Raw genomic sequence first — 14,479 nt, 5'->3', positions numbered from 1 at the left:
GGCGAGGGAGCGCACCTTCGTGCGGTTACTACGCTTCACAGCCGCGTCGCACGCAGCCGCAAGGCATTCCCGACCACGCTGACCGAGGACAGCGCCATCGCCGCTGCGGCGATGATCGGCGACAGCAGGAGGCCGAACGTGGGATAGAGGATGCCGGCGGCGATCGGGATGCCGGCGGCGTTGTAGACGAAGGCGAAGAACAGGTTTTGCCGGATGTTGCTCATCGTCGCCTGCGATAGTTTTCGCGCGCGGACGATGCCGGTGAGGTCGCCCTTCAGCAGGGTGACGCCTGCACTCTCCATCGCGACATCAGTGCCGGTGCCCATGGCGATGCCGACCTCGGCCGCCGCCAGCGCCGGCGCGTCGTTGACGCCGTCGCCGGCCATCGCGACGCTGCGGCCGGCCTTTTGCAGTTTTGTGACGACCGCGCTCTTCTGATCCGGCAGCACTTCGGCCTCGACCTCGGCGATGCCGAGCCGGCGCGCCACCGCTTCCGCCGTGGTGCGATTGTCGCCGGTCAGCATGATCACCTTGATGCCCTCGGCCGCCAGCGCCTTCAGCGCCTCCGGCGTCGAGGCCTTGACCGGATCGGCGATCGCGAACAGGCCGGCGAGCTTGCCGTCGACAGCCATGTTGATCACGGTCGCGCCGTCGCCGCGCAGCCGCTCGGCCTCAGTGTCGAGCGCCTTGGTGTCGATGCCGATCGATGTCAGGTATCTGGCATTGCCGAGCACGATGGTCTTGCCGTCGACCCTGCCGGTCGCGCCCTTGCCGGTCGGCGAGTCGAACGCTTCGACCTGGCCGAGGCTGAGCTGCCTCTCCTTCGCCGCGCGCATGATCGCATCGGCCAGGGGATGCTCGCTGGCACGCTCGACGCTGGCCGCCATGCGGAGGATGTCGTCCTCCGCAGAGCCGCTCGCAGCGACGATCGCGACCACCTTCGGCTTGCCCTCGGTCAGCGTGCCGGTCTTGTCCACCACCAGCGTGTCGATCTTCTCCATCCGCTCCAGCGCCTCGGCGTTCTTGATCAGCACGCCCGCCTGCGCGCCGCGGCCGACGCCGACCATGATCGACATGGGCGTGGCGAGCCCGAGTGCACACGGGCAGGCGATGATCAGCACGCTGACGGCGGCGACGAGGCCGAAGGCGAGCCGCGGCTCCGGCCCGAACCAGGCCCAGGCCGCGAAGGCGGCGATCGCGACGACGATGACGGTCGGCACGAACCAGCCGGCAACCTGGTCGGCCAGCCGCTGGATCGGCGCGCGCGAGCGCTGCGCGTCGGCGACCATCTGCACGATCTGCGACAGCAGTGTCTCGCGGCCGACCTTGTCGGCGCGCATGATGAAGCTGCCGGATTGATTCAGCGTGCCGGCGATCACCTTGGCGCCCGTCTCCTTGGTCACCGGCATGGATTCGCCGGTGACGAGCGATTCGTCGAGGGAGGAACGCCCCTCCAGGATGACACCGTCGACCGGCACCTTCTCGCCGGGACGCACGCGCAAGGAGTCGCCGGCATGCAGCGTGTCGATCTCGACTTCGTGCTCATTGCCGTCGGCGTCGACGCGGCGCGCCGTCTTTGGCGCAAGCTGGAGCAGCGCCTTGATCGCGCCGGAGGTCGCATCGCGCGCGCGCAGCTCCAGCACCTGGCCGAGCAAAACCAAGACGGTGATGACGGCCGCCGCCTCGAAATAGACCGCCACCGCGCCTTCATGGCCGCGGAAGGTGGCAGGGAAAATCTGCGGCGTGAGCGTGCCGGCCAGGCTGTAGACATACGCAACGCCGGTGCCCATCGCGATCAGCGTGAACATGTTGAGGTTGCGCGTCACCAGCGACTGCCAGCCGCGGACGAAGAACGGCCAGCCGGCCCATAGCACCACCGGCGTTGCGAACACGAGTTGGATCCAGTTCGAGAGAGACTGATCGATCCAGTTGTGAGGCCCTGCGAGATGGCCGCCCATCTCCAGCACCACGGCCGGTAGCGCCAGCGCGCCGCCGATCCAGAACCGCCGCGTCATGTCGGCGAGCTCAGGGTTGGGGCCCGTCTCCAGGCTCGCCACCTCCGGCTCCAGCGCCATGCCGCAGATCGGGCAGGTGCCGGGGCCGACCTGGCGGATCTCCGGATGCATCGGGCAGGTGTAGATCGTCCCCGCGGGCCTCTCCGGCTCGGGTGCCTTGTCCTTAGCGAGATATTTTGCGGGATCGGCGGCGAATTTGGTGCGGCAGCCGGCCGAGCAGAAATGGAAGGTCTCGCCGTGATGTGTGAGGTGGTGCTTTGAGGTCGCGGGATCGACGCTCATGCCGCAGACGGGATCGAGGACTTTCGCGGCGCCGTGGTCATGCGCGTGATGATGGCCGTGGCCGGTGTCATCGCCATGTCCGCCGCAGCACGAGGATGCCGCGGGCTTGGTGGCCGGGGCTTTCGTGGAACAGCCGCATCCAGAATGCGTTCCCGTGTCGTGATGATGCTCGTGGTTGGCGTCGCTCATGTCCGCACTCCGGCCTTGTAACCTATACCCGGTAGGGGTATATAGACCTCATGCGCAAGGACATCAAGGCATCCGTTGGAAAACGCCTCGGCCGGATCGAGGGCCAGGTTCGCGGCCTCTCGAAAATGGTCGAGGAGGACCGCTATTGCATCGACATCGTGACGCAGATCTCGGCCGTGCGCGCCGCACTGCGCCGGGTCGAGGAAGAGGTTTTGAAGGATCACGTCGCCCATTGCGTCGAGCACGCCATCGCCAGCGGCGACAAGGCCGATCAGCGCGAGAAGATCGCGGAGCTGATGGCGGTGATCGGACGGGCGGAGCGGTAGGGCTCCCCGTCGTTGCGAGGAGCGTAGCGACGAAGCAATCCAGAATACCTCTGCGGAAGGATTCTGGATTGCTTCGCTGCGCTCGCAATGACGGTTGTTGAAGCAAGATCGCCCCACCCTCACAGGCGTCGTCCCTGCGAAGGCAGGGACTCATAACCCCAGGGAGAAGTTTGGCGAAGACTGGTTGTTCGGTACGTCTACCGCCCCGGACCGATAGATTCCGCGGTATGAGTCCCTGCGTTCGCAGGGACGACAGCGGGGCTATGCCGCAATCTCGCGCTTGCGACCGCGCCGCCGCGGGCGGTACATCGCCAACCTCTTCAGCAGCGGGAAATGCCTGGAGACGATAGCGCGCCCGTCCATCTCCGCCGGCTGCGCGCTCACTTCCTCAGCCGGAACTTCAGCCGGCGTCTCTTCGTCAATCGCTTCAGGAACGAGCGGCGGCGCACGGAGCGTTTCTGGAAACACACTGAACGTGCCCGCTACCTCCTCGAGCGGCTTCTGCTTGTCGGCCCAGTGCAGGGAGGTGTAGTCGAAACCGTGCACGATGGTGGGTTTGACGACTTCGAAATAGGGCGAGATGTCGAAGTCGCGGGGCATGTAGAGCGAGGAATCGCGGATGTGCAGGATCTCGCGGCGCGCGGCACGGCTGCCGGCCTTGGTGATCTTGGGCAGGATCGGATAGCGCACCGCGTCGAACGCCTGCGCGATCAGCGCTGAGCAGATGATCTTGGTCGGGTCGCCCGAGCCGAGCGCGATCATGCGCCGCCGCCAGCGCTGCGGCACCGGCAGCGGGAACAGGAAGCGCATCAGATCGACGATGTTCTTGGTGTCGTAGCCGAAGCCGATGCGGTTGATCGCATAGCGGCAGACCGTGGTGCGGTCCTCATGGGACAGCCCGACCGGGCGGCAGACGCGGGTGTGATACGGGAAGTATTTCGACAGTGGCGCCGAGGTGACGCCCTCGCCGATATTCGCCTCGATCAGCACATGCGGCTCACCGTTCGCCTCTTCGGCGCCCTCGATCGGGCCGACATAGAGCGCGGCATGCGACCAGGTCGACTGCGTCAGATATTTGATGATGCCGGAGATACGGTTGTTGCCCTCGACCAGCAGCACGTCGCCGGGCTCGATGACGCCGCGCAGGTGCTCGGGGTCGCTCGGCGTGAACGGCTCATAGCCCGGCACCTCCTTCGAGAGGTACGCAGCAATCAGTTTGCCGACTGAATCTAGGACCGTCCCCATGAACTCCCCCGGGCCTTTCTGGCCGTCTTTTTTCTATCTGTATCATGGTCGAAACCTGTTGCAATTCGGTTCATGGCTCTGTGAGTTCAAGCACGATTGATTCACCATGATGGTTGCTGTGCAACATCAGATGCGGCAAGTTCGCTTGCTGTTCCCGTTCGCCGCAAGTCTCCGGAAACCATGACATGACAATCACGCGCCGCAGTTTCCTATCGGCGTCGGCGGCTTTTGCCGCAGCGCCGGTCCTGCGCGCGACCGCGGCGCCACTGTCACGCGAGGCTGACATTGTCGTGATCGGTGCGGGAGCGGCGGGAATCGCTGCGGCGCGGCGCATCATGGCGGCCAATCGCAAGGTCGTGGTGGTGGAGGCGGCGTCGCAGATCGGCGGCCGCTGCATCACGGATAGCACGACCTTCGACACGCCGTTCGACCGCGGCGCGCGCTGGATGCACAATCCCGAAACCAATCCGATGATCCGCCTCGCGCGCGCCGCCGGGTTCGAGGTGGTGCAGGCGCCGGCGGGTCAGAAGATGCGCATCGGCCGCCGCAACGCGCGGGCGGGCGAGACCGAGGAATTTCTGGCTGCGCTGGTGCGCGCCAACCGCGCCATCGACGAGGCCGGGCGCGGCAAGCTCGATACCTCCTGCGCGTCCGTGCTGCCGAAGGATCTCGGCGACTGGGCGGGCGCGACCGAGTTCATGCTGGGCGCGAGCTTTGCGGGCAAGGATTTGAAGGAGCTGTCCGCGATCGACAAGGCCCGCGCGCAGGACCGCAACGCGCCGATCGCCTGCCGCCAGGGGCTCGGCACGCTCATCACTAGGCTCGGCGAGCAGGCACCGGTGGCGCTGTCGACGCCGGCGAGCCGGATCGTCTGGAGCAATCGCGACGTCAGCGTCGAGACGCCGAGCGGCAAGATCGCCGCGCGCGCCGCCATCATCACGGTCTCCACCAATGTGTTGACCTCGGGCGCAATCAAGTTCGGTCCTGATATCCCGAAGCGGACCCTCGACGCGGCCTCGAAGCTCAGCCTCGGCAGCTACGATCACATTGTGCTGCAACTGCCCGGCAATCCGCTCGGACTTTCCCGCGACGACATCCTGATCGAGCAGAGCAGCTCGACGCGTACCGCACTGATGTACGCCAATATCGGCGGATCCTCGCTGTGCTCGATCGACGTCGGCGGCTCGTTCGGCCGCGATCTTTCCGAGCAGGGCGAGAAGGCGATGGCCGCCTTCGCGAAGGAGTGGATCACGAAACTGTTCGGCAGCGAGGCCGCGTCCGCCGTGCAGAAGACCAGCGCGACGCGCTGGAATGCCTCGCCCTACGTCATGGGCGCGATGTCGGCGGCTTCACCCGGCGGCCAGCTCTCGCGCAAGGTCCTGGCCGAGCCGGTCGGCTGCATGTTTCTCGCCGGCGAAGCCACCCACGAGACGCTGTGGGGCACCGTCGATGGCGCCTGGGAAAGCGGCGAGCGCGCCGCCGATGCGGCCCTGCGCAAGATCGGCGCGATCAGGGACGAGCAGGAGGTGCCGACGCAGTCGACGAAGAAGCGGCGGGCACCGCGGGAATAGGGCAATAAGCCGCAACAATCTCCGCTGTCGTCCCGGACAAGCGCAGCGAAGCGGAGCGCCGATCCGGGACCCATAACCACAGGGAGAGGTTTGACGAAGATTCGGAGTTATCAGTTCGCCCCATAACCGCTTCCTGTGGTTATGGGTCCCTGCGTTCGCAGGGACGACAGCGCTGGCTAGCGCAAAACCCCGTCCAGCACTGGAAGTCCAAAAATCACCGCCATCGCAATCAGCCCGTAGCAAATCCCGCGAAACACCTTCTCGCTGGCGCGGCCGAACAGCGAGGCACCGAAGGCGGCGCCGAGCGCATAGACCGGCCCGACGATCAGCGAGAGCACGAGCGACTCGCGGGATATCAGCCCGGTCGTCGCATAGCTCACCATCGAGAAGAAATCAGACGCGCCGAAGAACAGCAAGATGTTGGCGCGCGCGACGATCGGCGCGATCGGGCGGCCGAGCCAGTAGCCGACGATCGGCGGCCCGCCGGTCTGCGCGAGGCCGCTACAGAAGCCGGAGAGACCGCCGATGCCGACCGAGAGCCAGGCGTGGTCCTTGCCGCGATAGCGCCAGCCCGACAGCAGCAGAAGCAGCAGCGCTGCGACGAAGCAGGAGATGATCCAGCGCGTGGTGATCGGCTCGAGCACGCTGAGGAAATAGGTGCCGACGGGAACGCCGGTCAGCGCGCCCAGCACGATCACGGCGGTCGCTCTTCGGTCCGCCTTCCGCCACGCATCCGGCAGCAGCGGCGCGGCGGCGACGAAATCGATCACGAGCAGCAAAGCCGCAACGAGCCGCGGGGCGGCGATGCTACTCGCCAGCGGCATGAAGATCAGCGCCGAGCCGAAGCCTGAGAAGCCGCGCGCGGTGCCGGAAACAAAAGCGACGGCGCAGAGCGCCATCGCAATGGTGAGGCTGACGTCCTTCGGGAGGAAGTCGGCGATACTCATGCTCTGCCATTCCAGAGCATCATGCTCGCAGCGTGCCACCAGTCTTCTTCGTGACCTCCGCCACGATCTTCGCGGCGACGGCCTCGATATCCTGGTCGGTCAGGGTCTTCTCGCGTGGCTGGAGCGTCACCGCGATCGCGATCGACTTCTTGCCGTCCTCGATGCCCTTGCCCTCGTAGACGTCGAAAACGTTGACGCCGGTGATCAGCTTCTTGTCGACGCCTTGCGCGGCGCGCACGATGTCGCCGGCCTTCACGGCTCGGTCGACGATGAAGGCAAAGTCGCGCGACACCGGCTGGAATGCCGACAGCTCGATCAACGGTTTTGCGCGGGTCGGCTTCTTCTTCGCCTCGGGAATGCGGTCGAGGATCACCTCGAACACGACAAGCGGGCCGTCGGCGCCAAGCGCCTCGAGCGCGCGCGGGTGCACCTCGCCGAAATAGCCGAGCACGTTCTGCGGGCCGATCTGGATCGTGCCGGAACGTCCCGGATGCAGCCAGGCCGGGCCACCGGCGACGATCTGGAGCGCCTGCATCGGCGCGCCGGCCGCCGCCAGCACCGCCAGCGCATCGGCCTTGGCGTCGAACACGTCGGCCTGCGCCGAGCCCGTCCAGTGCCGTCCGAGGCCTTCCGAGGACGCAAGGCCGCGGCGCACGCCGCTCGCCGCCATGAACTGATCCTGCGGGCGATCGCCCTTGAAGATTTGACCGACCTCGAACAGCGCGACGTCGCCATAACCGCGATCGGCGTTGGCCTGTGCTGCCGCGATCAGCCCCGCCAGCAGCGTCGGGCGCATGTCGGAGAGATCAGCCGCGATCGGATTGGCGACTTCGAGCTCGCGCTGGCCGCCGCCGAACAATTTTGCTGCAGTCTTGGTGATGAACGACCACGTCACCGCTTCGACGATGCCGCGGCTCGCCAGCGCGCGCCGCGCGCGGCGGGTGCGGAGCTGAAGCGGGGTCAGCACGGGCTTGCGCGCGTCGTCGCCGCGCTCGAACGGCGTCATCGGCACCTTGTCGACGCCGAAGATGCGGACGATCTCCTCGACGATGTCGGCCTTGCCATGCACGTCGGAGCGCCAGGACGGCACGGCGACCTTCACGACCGGGCCGGGGCCCGCCATCATGAAGCCGAGATGGGTCAGGATGCGCTTCATCTCTGGCTGCGGCACCTCGATGCCGGAGAGGCGCTTCACTTCCGTCACAGGGAAATCGATGACGCGGTCGTCGCCAAAGGCCTTGCCGACCACGACGTTCTCGGACGGCGCGCCGCCGCACATCTCCATCACGAGCTTGGTCGCAAGCTCTAGGCCCGGCACCATGAAGGCCGGATCGACGCCGCGCTCGAAGCGGTAGCGGGCATCGGAATTGATGCCGAGCTTGCGGCCGGTCTGGGCGATGTTGATCTCGTTCCACAGCGCCGATTCGATCAGCACGTCGGTGGTGTTCTCGTCGCAGCCCGAGGCTTCGCCGCCCATGATGCCGGCGAGCGATTCGACGCCGTGCTCGTCCGCGATCACGCAAATGGCGGGATCGAGATTGTAGGTGCGGCCGTCGAGCGCCAGCAGGGTCTCGCCGTCGCGCGCGCGTCGCACCACGAGATTGCCCCTCACCTTCTTGGCGTCGAACACGTGCAGCGGGCGCGCGCGGTCGTAGGTCATGAAGTTGGTGATGTCGACCAGCGCGTTGATCGGACGCAGACCGATCGCAGTCAGCCGCTTCTGCAGCCAGTCTGGCGATGGGCCGTTCTTCACCCCGCGCACGAGACGCAGCGCGAAGCCCGGGCAGAGCGTCGCGTCCTCCACCGTGACCTTCACTGGGCACGGGAATTCGCCCTTGATCGGCTTGATCGTCGGGTCCTTGAACTTGCCCATGTCGGCGGCGGCAAGATCGCGCGCGATGCCGTGCACGCCGGTGCAGTCCTGGCGGTTCGGCGTCAGATTGATCTCGACCACGGGATCGCCGAGCGTGGCCCATTCGGCGTAGCCCGCACCAACAGGCGCGTCCGCCGGCAATTCCATGATGCCGTCATGGTCGTTGGAAATCTGCAGCTCCGCCGCCGAGCACAGCATGCCGCGGCTCTCGACGCCGCGGATCGTGCCGACGCCCAGCGTAATGTCCTTGCCGGGAATGTAGGTGCCGGGCGGTGAGAACACGCTGACGAGCCCAGCGCGCGCATTCGGCGCGCCGCACACGACCTGCACCGGCGCGCCACCGTCACCGGTATCGACCATGCAGACGCGCAGCCGGTCGGCGTTCGGATGCTGCTCGGCCGAGATCACCTTCGCGATCGTGAACGGCTTCAGCGCCTTTGCCTTGTCCTCGATGTTCTCGACCTCGAGCCCGATCATGGTCAGCTTGTCGGCGAGCTTTTCCAAGGGCTCGTCGGTGTCGAGATGATCCTTCAGCCAGGAGAGGGTGAATTTCATGGCTGTGTGCCTCGGCTCTTGTCGGTGGAGTTACTTTGGGCGGTGTCAGTGTTCCCTCCCCCCTTGTGGGGGAGGGTCAGGGAGGGGGGTGAGCCGCGGGCTCCGGCGGAAGCTGCCTGGCGAATTGCCTCAACAACACCCTCGAGGTTCGTCATCACCTGATCGTTGGTGAAGCGCAGAACCTGAAAGCCCTCGGCTGCGAAGAAGGCGTCGCGACGCTCATCCTTCTTCTGACGTTCCTCGAAATCGTGGGATTCTCCATCAAGCTCGATGATGAGCTTCGAGGAGAAGCACACGAAGTCGGCGATGTAGTTTCCGATTGGCGTTTGGCGACGGATGCCAACCCCATCCATTCGATTGGCCTTCAGATAGCGCCACAGCAGTGTTTCGGCGCGCGTCATTGCTCGGCGAAGCTGTTTCGCCCGGCTGCGCTGACGCTCGCTCACAACTGCGTGCGGCATCCGCGGCTACCCCCCTCCCTGACCCTCCCCCACAAGGGGGGAGGGAACGGAGAGAGTCATCGTATGGCCGAGCAGCGCTCTCACGTGCTCAGCCCTCCGGCAAGCGTTGGCACTTCGAGCGGCTTGAAGCCGTAATGGGACAGCCAGCGGACGTCGCTGTCGAACAGCTGGCGCAAATCGGCGATGCCGTATTTCAGCATGGCGATGCGGTCGATGCCCATGCCCCAGGCGAAGCCCTGGTACTCGTCGGGATCGATACCGCAGGCGCGCAGCACGTTCGGATGCACCATGCCGCAGCCGAGAATCTCGAGCCAGTCCTCGCCTTCGCCGAAGCGGATCTCGCCCTTGTCGCGGCGGCACTGGATGTCGACTTCCAGCGACGGCTCGGTGAACGGGAAGAACGACGGGCGGAAGCGCATGTTGATGTGGTCGACCTCGAAGAACGCCTTGCAGAACTCGTGCAGGATCCATTTGAGGTGGCCGAGATGCGAATGCTTGTCGATCACGAGGCCTTCGACCTGGTGGAATTGCGGCGTGTGGGTCGCATCCGAATCGATGCGGTAGGTGCGGCCCGGGCAGATCACGCGGATCGGCGGCTTCTGGCTCAGCATGGTGCGCACCTGCACCGGCGAGGTGTGGGTTCTGAGCAGCATGCGCGAGCCGTCCTCCTTCGGATGGAAGAAGAAGGTGTCGTGCATCTCGCGGGCGGGGTGGCCGACCGGGAAATTCAGTTTTGTGAAGTTGTAGTCGTCGGTCTCGATATCGGGGCCTTCCGCGACCGAGAAACCCATGTCGGCGAAGATCGTGGTGAGCTCGTCCCAGACCTGGCTCAGCGGATGGATGCGGCCGGCCTCGGCCGGCGCATCACGCAGCGGCAGGGTGACGTCGACGGTCTCCGAAGCAAGCCGCGCATCGAGTGCCGCCGATTTCAGCACGTCGCGCCGTGCGGCGAGCGCCTCGGTGACCTTGTCCTTGGCCTGGTTGATCGCCGCGCCTTGCGTCTTGCGCTCGTCCGGCGACATCTTGCCGAGCGTGGCAAGCAGTGCGGAGATCGAGCCCTTCTTGCCGAGCGCTGCGACGCGCACCGCTTCGAGCGCGGCTTCATCGCCGGCGGCGGCGATCTGGTCGAGAATGGATGTTTCGAGCGTTGCGAGGTCGGACACAGTCAAATCCTTGCTGCCAAAATTCGGCTGGGTTGTCGCCGCCCGAAGGCCGTAACGTCAAGCAAAAAGCCGGTCATTTCGGGCTGATGGACGGCAGGGTTGAACCTCACGCGGGGGCCCGGCACCAACGGGGATACGAGGAGACCTTTGCGATGCTTTCGAAATCCTGCCTGGCTGTTCTGGCCGTCGTTCTGTCGTTTGCAGGCACCCCTGCGCGCGCCATGGTCTGCATGGATAAATCCATGACGCTGGACGAGGTTGTCGAGGCGATCGGCGCCCAGAAGAGCTGCGCAAGCGCGATGAAGCTGTTTCAGGATTGCCAATTGACCGCGAGCGGCGATGTTCAGCTCGGCGCCGCCGTCGAGAAGAAATGCGAGGCGGACTTCATGCCTGGCCTCAGCACGGCGCAGCAGCAGGCTTACAAACGCGAGATGCGCGCATGCGACCTCAAGTACCGGAACAAGTCCGGCACCATGTATCTCTCGTTCGCAGCTTTTTGCCGGGCGGAGGTCGCCCAGCGCTACTCGCAACGCGCGCTGAAGGCTGCGGGCCAGAAGGCTCGCTAGCGCAAGCTTCAGGCCGCGAGAGCAGCCTTGGCCTTCTCGGCGATCGCCTGGAACGCGGCGGGCTCGCTGATCGCGAGATCCGACAGCACCTTGCGGTCCACGGTGATCCCGGACTTGGCCATGCCGTCGATAAATCGGCTGTAGGTCAGGCCGAACGGACGGACGGCAGCGTTGATGCGCTGGATCCAGAGCGCGCGGAAGGTACGCTTCTTACGCTTGCGGTCGCGGAAGGCGTATTGCTGGGCCTTCTCCACGGCCGGCTTGGCGGCGCGGATGGTGTTCTTGCGGCGGCCGTAGAAGCCCTTGGCGGCCTTGTAGACTTTCTTGTGCTTGGCGTGGGCGGTCACACCGCGTTTGACGCGAGACATGACAAAATCCTTCAGAGATGACTTCGGTTATCGGATTGCCGCGGGATGCGCGGCACGGATGGCAGTGATCGTGGACGCGATCAGGCGTTCGGCAAGAAGTACTTCTTGACGTTGTCGCCGTCGGTCTTGAACAGCACGCGGGTGCCGCGGAGCTGACGGATCTGCTTCTTCGTCCGCTTGATCATGCCGTGACGCTTGCCGCGCTGGGCGTGCATCACTTTGCCGGTGGCAGTCACCTTGAAGCGCTTTTTAGCGCCCGATTTGGTCTTCAGCTTGGGCATTTGGCTCTCCTAATGGCCACAGAAATCCGCCCGCGAAGGCGGCTGGCCGTCAAAATTGCTCGTTAGAGCGTTGATTGTGCTCAGGTTTTCGCGAACAAGCGCGACACCCGCACGAACACCGCCACGGCAGCCCTTAAATCAGCCGGGCGATGAAGGCTGGGCTTATGACAGAGGACAGGCCGATTGGCAACGATGAACCGCGGGAACCGGCTCGCCGACTATTGCAAGTTGTCACCCTCATGTCCCAGCCGTGTCGCTCGGAGCAGGACCAAAATGGCCCATTTCCCGCAATTTCTTTCGTCGTTGACCAATTTCGCCCGCCCGCGCCATCTGGCGCTGTTCGCCGTGCTCGCCACCGCGGCGCTGCCGTCAACTGCCGACGCGCGTGTCGGTGGCTATGACGGCATCTGGAACGTCACTTTCGCCACCACCCGGGGCAATTGCAGCTCCGGCTATAGCGTCCCCTTCACCGTGACAGGCAGCCGGGTGTCGTCCGCCGGCGGCGGCCGGGTCTCGGGCCGGGTCAACCGCACCGGCGCGGTCGCGGTCGAGGTCTCGGTCGGCGCGTCCCATGCGAGCGGCGGCGGCCGCCTCGCCGGCCTGAACGGCGCCGGCTCCTGGAAAGGCATCATCTCCGGCGACCAGTGCAGCGGCACCTGGCAGGCGACGCGGACGTAGTGGAACGAGCCGTTGCCACGAAGGCGGTGCGCTCCCTCCCCCGCTTGCGGGGGAGGGTCGGGGAGAGGGTGTCTCCGCGATCGAGAACCCCCAAGAGGGAAAAGCCCTCACCCGCCACGCTTCGCGTGTCGACCTCTCCCGCAAGCGGGAGAGGTGCAGCGAGTTCGCGGCGGGGGATATTTCCGACAACGCGCTCCAAAACAAAACGGCCCGCCGGAGATCCGGACGGGCCGCTGAATTCTCAAGTCCCCTGAAAAAGCCTCAGCGCGGCGCCAGCACCATGACGACCTGGCGGCCTTCGAACCGCGCGTCCTGCTCGACCTTGGCGAGCTCGGCGACGTCGGTCTTGATCTTGTCCAAAAGCTTGGTGCCGATCTCCTGATGCGCCATTTCGCGGCCGCGATAGCGCAGCGTGATCTTGACCTTGTCGCCCTCTTCGAAGAACCGCTGCATCGCGCGCATCTTCACGTCGTAATCGTGATCGTCGATCATCGGGCGGAGCTTGATCTCCTTGATCTCGACGGTCTTCTGTCGCTTGCGGGCTTCCGCAGCTTTCTTCTGAGCGGAATACTTGTACTTCCCGTAGTCCATGATCTTGCAGACGGGAGGGCTGGTATTCGGCGAAATCTCGACCAGATCCATGCCAGCTTCCTGGGCCATCCGGATGGCGACGACGGTCTCGACCGTGCCTTTGTTATCACCGGTTTGGTCGATCAGCTGGATCTGCGCATTGCGGATATCATCATTGATGCGCGGCCCGTCTTTGCTGGCAGCGGGCGGAGCTTTATTAGGACGGCGAATGGGTGGTTCTCCAAAGTTGTGAAAGAAGCGGCTATTTTGAAGGAAGAAGCGTTTGCGGGCAAGCAAGTCGCGTGTGCCAGAGGCGAAAAACCCTCAAATGCGAGGCATTTGGGCCACGCCTGTCGGCACGCTGATCGACATAGACACCTTGCTTCTGTTCCGCAAGCGTCCCAAAGGGACAATGCCGGCAGCGGTTACTCAATCGCACGCGGCCCGACCTGCTGAAACCGCACAGCCAGAGTAAACGTTCCATGACCGACGCAATTCCCGATGCCGTGCTCGACTTCATCGATGTGGGCGAGGGTCCATCCGCGCGCAAAATCGCAGTGCGCAGCCGGCGCGGACAAGGACCTGGGCTCGTCTGGCTCGGCGGCTTCAAATCGGACATGCAGGGCGGCAAGGCCATCGCGCTGGATGCCTGGGCCGGGGAGCACGGCCGTGCCGCGGTCCGGTTCGACTATTCCGGTCATGGTGAATCCAGTGGCAATTTTGCCGATGGAACCATCGGCAGCTGGCTCGAGGACAGCGTCGCGGTGTTCGAGCGGTTCTGCGAGGGTCCGCAGATCCTGATCGGCTCCTCCATGGGCGGCTGGATGGCGCTGCTGCTCGCGCGCGAGATCAGGAAGCGTTCCGGTCAAGCGTCGCTGGCGGGCCTCGTGCTGATCGCACCGGCGCCCGATTTCACCGAGGAGCTGATGTGGAAGAACTTTTCGCCCGCGGTGAAGAAGGAGATCGAGACCAAGGGCTTCTGGCTGCGGCCGTCGGAATACGGCGACGGCTCGCCCTACCCGATCACGCGGAACCTGATCGAGGAGGGCCGCAATCATCTCGTGCTCGGCAGCGCGATCGATCTCGGCTGTCCCGTGCGTATCCTGCAAGGCGCGCAGGATCCCGATGTGCCCTGGCAGCACGCCTTCGCGCTGACGCATCGCCTGCCGGCCGACGACGTCGTGCTGACCATGATCCAGGACGGCGATCACCGCCTCTCCCGCCCGCAGGACATCGCGCGCATTCTTGCCGCGGTGGCCGAGATCGGGTGAGATGTTTCTCTTCCCTTCTCCCCTTGTAGGAGAAGGTGGCTTCGCGAAGCGAAGCCGGATGAGGGGTTCTCTCCACGAGCCCGACTGAGAATTGGACTCGCCGAAGCAACCCCTCACC

At 65.2% G+C, this 14,479-nt stretch carries 14 protein-coding genes; 5 read left to right on the top strand and 9 right to left on the bottom strand.

Annotated elements, in window-relative coordinates:
- Window positions 1-35: 35 nt before the first annotated feature.
- A complete protein-coding gene (locus QA642_RS00725) occupies window positions 36-2,486 on the bottom strand; it encodes a heavy metal translocating P-type ATPase (protein WP_283082936.1) in 2,451 nt (816 codons plus the stop codon).
- A gap of 50 nt (window positions 2,487-2,536) precedes the next feature.
- Between QA642_RS00725 and QA642_RS00720 the strand changes: the two genes are divergently transcribed.
- Window positions 2,537-2,812, top strand: coding sequence for a metal-sensitive transcriptional regulator (locus tag QA642_RS00720; protein ID WP_007598521.1), 276 nt, complete (start codon window positions 2,537-2,539; stop codon window positions 2,810-2,812).
- Window positions 2,813-3,073: 261 nt separating this feature from the next.
- On the opposite strand, the gene QA642_RS00715 is transcribed toward QA642_RS00720, so the two are convergent.
- Window positions 3,074-4,057, bottom strand: a complete 984-nt coding sequence (locus QA642_RS00715) for a YiiX/YebB-like N1pC/P60 family cysteine hydrolase (protein WP_283082935.1) — start codon at window positions 4,055-4,057, stop codon at window positions 3,074-3,076.
- Window positions 4,058-4,242: 185 nt separating this feature from the next.
- Between QA642_RS00715 and QA642_RS00710 the strand changes: the two genes are divergently transcribed.
- Entirely contained in the window at window positions 4,243-5,628 is a 1,386-nt protein-coding gene (locus tag QA642_RS00710; protein ID WP_283082934.1) for an NAD(P)/FAD-dependent oxidoreductase, read from the top strand.
- A 176-nt stretch (window positions 5,629-5,804) separates the two neighbouring features.
- Here the strand turns inward: QA642_RS00710 and QA642_RS00705 are convergent, their stop codons facing one another.
- The 4 genes from QA642_RS00705 to pheS all read right to left on the bottom strand — a co-directional run bounded on the left by QA642_RS00705 (window position 5,805) and on the right by pheS (window position 10,627).
- A complete protein-coding gene (locus QA642_RS00705) occupies window positions 5,805-6,575 on the bottom strand; it encodes a sulfite exporter TauE/SafE family protein (protein WP_283082933.1) in 771 nt (256 codons plus the stop codon).
- A gap of 19 nt (window positions 6,576-6,594) precedes the next feature.
- Entirely contained in the window at window positions 6,595-9,003 is a 2,409-nt protein-coding gene (pheT, locus tag QA642_RS00700; RefSeq protein ID WP_283082932.1) for a phenylalanine--tRNA ligase subunit beta, read from the bottom strand.
- On the bottom strand, window positions 9,000-9,464 hold the full coding sequence (locus tag QA642_RS00695) for an endonuclease domain-containing protein (RefSeq protein ID WP_283082931.1): 465 nt from the start codon (window positions 9,462-9,464) through the stop codon (window positions 9,000-9,002). Before QA642_RS00695 ends, pheT begins: the two co-directional genes overlap by 4 nt.
- 80 nt (window positions 9,465-9,544) lie before the next feature.
- The gene (pheS, locus tag QA642_RS00690) at window positions 9,545-10,627 is read right to left on the bottom strand and encodes a phenylalanine--tRNA ligase subunit alpha (RefSeq protein WP_283082930.1); all 1,083 of its coding nucleotides are present in this window, start codon (window positions 10,625-10,627) and stop codon (window positions 9,545-9,547) included.
- 152 nt (window positions 10,628-10,779) lie between these two features.
- Between pheS and QA642_RS00685 the strand changes: the two genes are divergently transcribed.
- Window positions 10,780-11,193 carry a hypothetical protein gene (locus QA642_RS00685; RefSeq protein WP_283087125.1) on the top strand — a complete coding sequence of 138 codons (414 nt, stop codon included), beginning with the start codon at window positions 10,780-10,782 and terminating at the stop codon, window positions 11,191-11,193.
- Window positions 11,194-11,201: 8 nt separating this feature from the next.
- Here QA642_RS00685 and rplT read toward each other — a convergent pair whose 3' ends face one another.
- Window positions 11,202-11,561 (bottom strand): 50S ribosomal protein L20, encoded by a 360-nt coding sequence (gene rplT, locus QA642_RS00680; protein WP_027561620.1) that lies wholly within the window; start codon window positions 11,559-11,561, stop codon window positions 11,202-11,204.
- 80 nt (window positions 11,562-11,641) lie between these two features.
- Window positions 11,642-11,842, bottom strand: coding sequence for a 50S ribosomal protein L35 (gene rpmI / locus QA642_RS00675; RefSeq protein ID WP_008539890.1), 201 nt, complete (start codon window positions 11,840-11,842; stop codon window positions 11,642-11,644).
- A gap of 273 nt (window positions 11,843-12,115) precedes the next feature.
- Between rpmI and QA642_RS00670 the strand changes: the two genes are divergently transcribed.
- Window positions 12,116-12,520: a hypothetical protein gene (locus tag QA642_RS00670; RefSeq protein ID WP_283082929.1), complete on the top strand. Its 405-nt coding sequence runs from the start codon at window positions 12,116-12,118 to the stop codon at window positions 12,518-12,520.
- A gap of 261 nt (window positions 12,521-12,781) precedes the next feature.
- On the opposite strand, the gene infC is transcribed toward QA642_RS00670, so the two are convergent.
- Window positions 12,782-13,321 (bottom strand): translation initiation factor IF-3, encoded by a 540-nt coding sequence (infC, locus tag QA642_RS00665; RefSeq protein WP_080134054.1) that lies wholly within the window; start codon window positions 13,319-13,321, stop codon window positions 12,782-12,784.
- A gap of 251 nt (window positions 13,322-13,572) precedes the next feature.
- Between infC and QA642_RS00660 the strand changes: the two genes are divergently transcribed.
- The gene (locus QA642_RS00660) at window positions 13,573-14,361 is read left to right on the top strand and encodes an alpha/beta hydrolase (protein WP_283082928.1); all 789 of its coding nucleotides are present in this window, start codon (window positions 13,573-13,575) and stop codon (window positions 14,359-14,361) included.
- Window positions 14,362-14,479: the final 118 nt, after the last annotated feature.

The organism is Bradyrhizobium sp. CB2312, from assembly GCF_029714425.1.
Lineage (GTDB): Bacteria > Pseudomonadota > Alphaproteobacteria > Rhizobiales > Xanthobacteraceae > Bradyrhizobium.
Note: the sequence above shows the minus strand (reverse complement) of the source record. Positions and strands in the feature narration are given on the sequence as shown.

What these genes read in the sequence shown, in the direction of transcription:
- rplT (WP_027561620.1), bottom strand. Translation starts at nt 11,561, where the DNA reads ATGTCTCGCGTCAAACGCGGTGTGACCGCCCACGCCAAGCACAAGAAA.
- QA642_RS00695 (WP_283082931.1), bottom strand. Translation starts at nt 9,464, where the DNA reads ATGCCGCACGCAGTTGTGAGCGAGCGTCAGCGCAGCCGGGCGAAACAG.
- QA642_RS00670 (WP_283082929.1), top strand. Translation starts at nt 12,116, where the DNA reads ATGGCCCATTTCCCGCAATTTCTTTCGTCGTTGACCAATTTCGCCCGC.
- pheT (WP_283082932.1), bottom strand. Translation starts at nt 9,003, where the DNA reads ATGAAATTCACCCTCTCCTGGCTGAAGGATCATCTCGACACCGACGAG.
- QA642_RS00685 (WP_283087125.1), top strand. Translation starts at nt 10,780, where the DNA reads ATGCTTTCGAAATCCTGCCTGGCTGTTCTGGCCGTCGTTCTGTCGTTT.
- QA642_RS00720 (WP_007598521.1), top strand. Translation starts at nt 2,537, where the DNA reads ATGCGCAAGGACATCAAGGCATCCGTTGGAAAACGCCTCGGCCGGATC.
- QA642_RS00705 (WP_283082933.1), bottom strand. Translation starts at nt 6,575, where the DNA reads ATGAGTATCGCCGACTTCCTCCCGAAGGACGTCAGCCTCACCATTGCG.
- QA642_RS00715 (WP_283082935.1), bottom strand. Translation starts at nt 4,057, where the DNA reads ATGGGGACGGTCCTAGATTCAGTCGGCAAACTGATTGCTGCGTACCTC.
- QA642_RS00710 (WP_283082934.1), top strand. Translation starts at nt 4,243, where the DNA reads ATGACAATCACGCGCCGCAGTTTCCTATCGGCGTCGGCGGCTTTTGCC.
- QA642_RS00660 (WP_283082928.1), top strand. Translation starts at nt 13,573, where the DNA reads ATGACCGACGCAATTCCCGATGCCGTGCTCGACTTCATCGATGTGGGC.
- rpmI (WP_008539890.1), bottom strand. Translation starts at nt 11,842, where the DNA reads ATGCCCAAGCTGAAGACCAAATCGGGCGCTAAAAAGCGCTTCAAGGTG.
- QA642_RS00725 (WP_283082936.1), bottom strand. Translation starts at nt 2,486, where the DNA reads ATGAGCGACGCCAACCACGAGCATCATCACGACACGGGAACGCATTCT.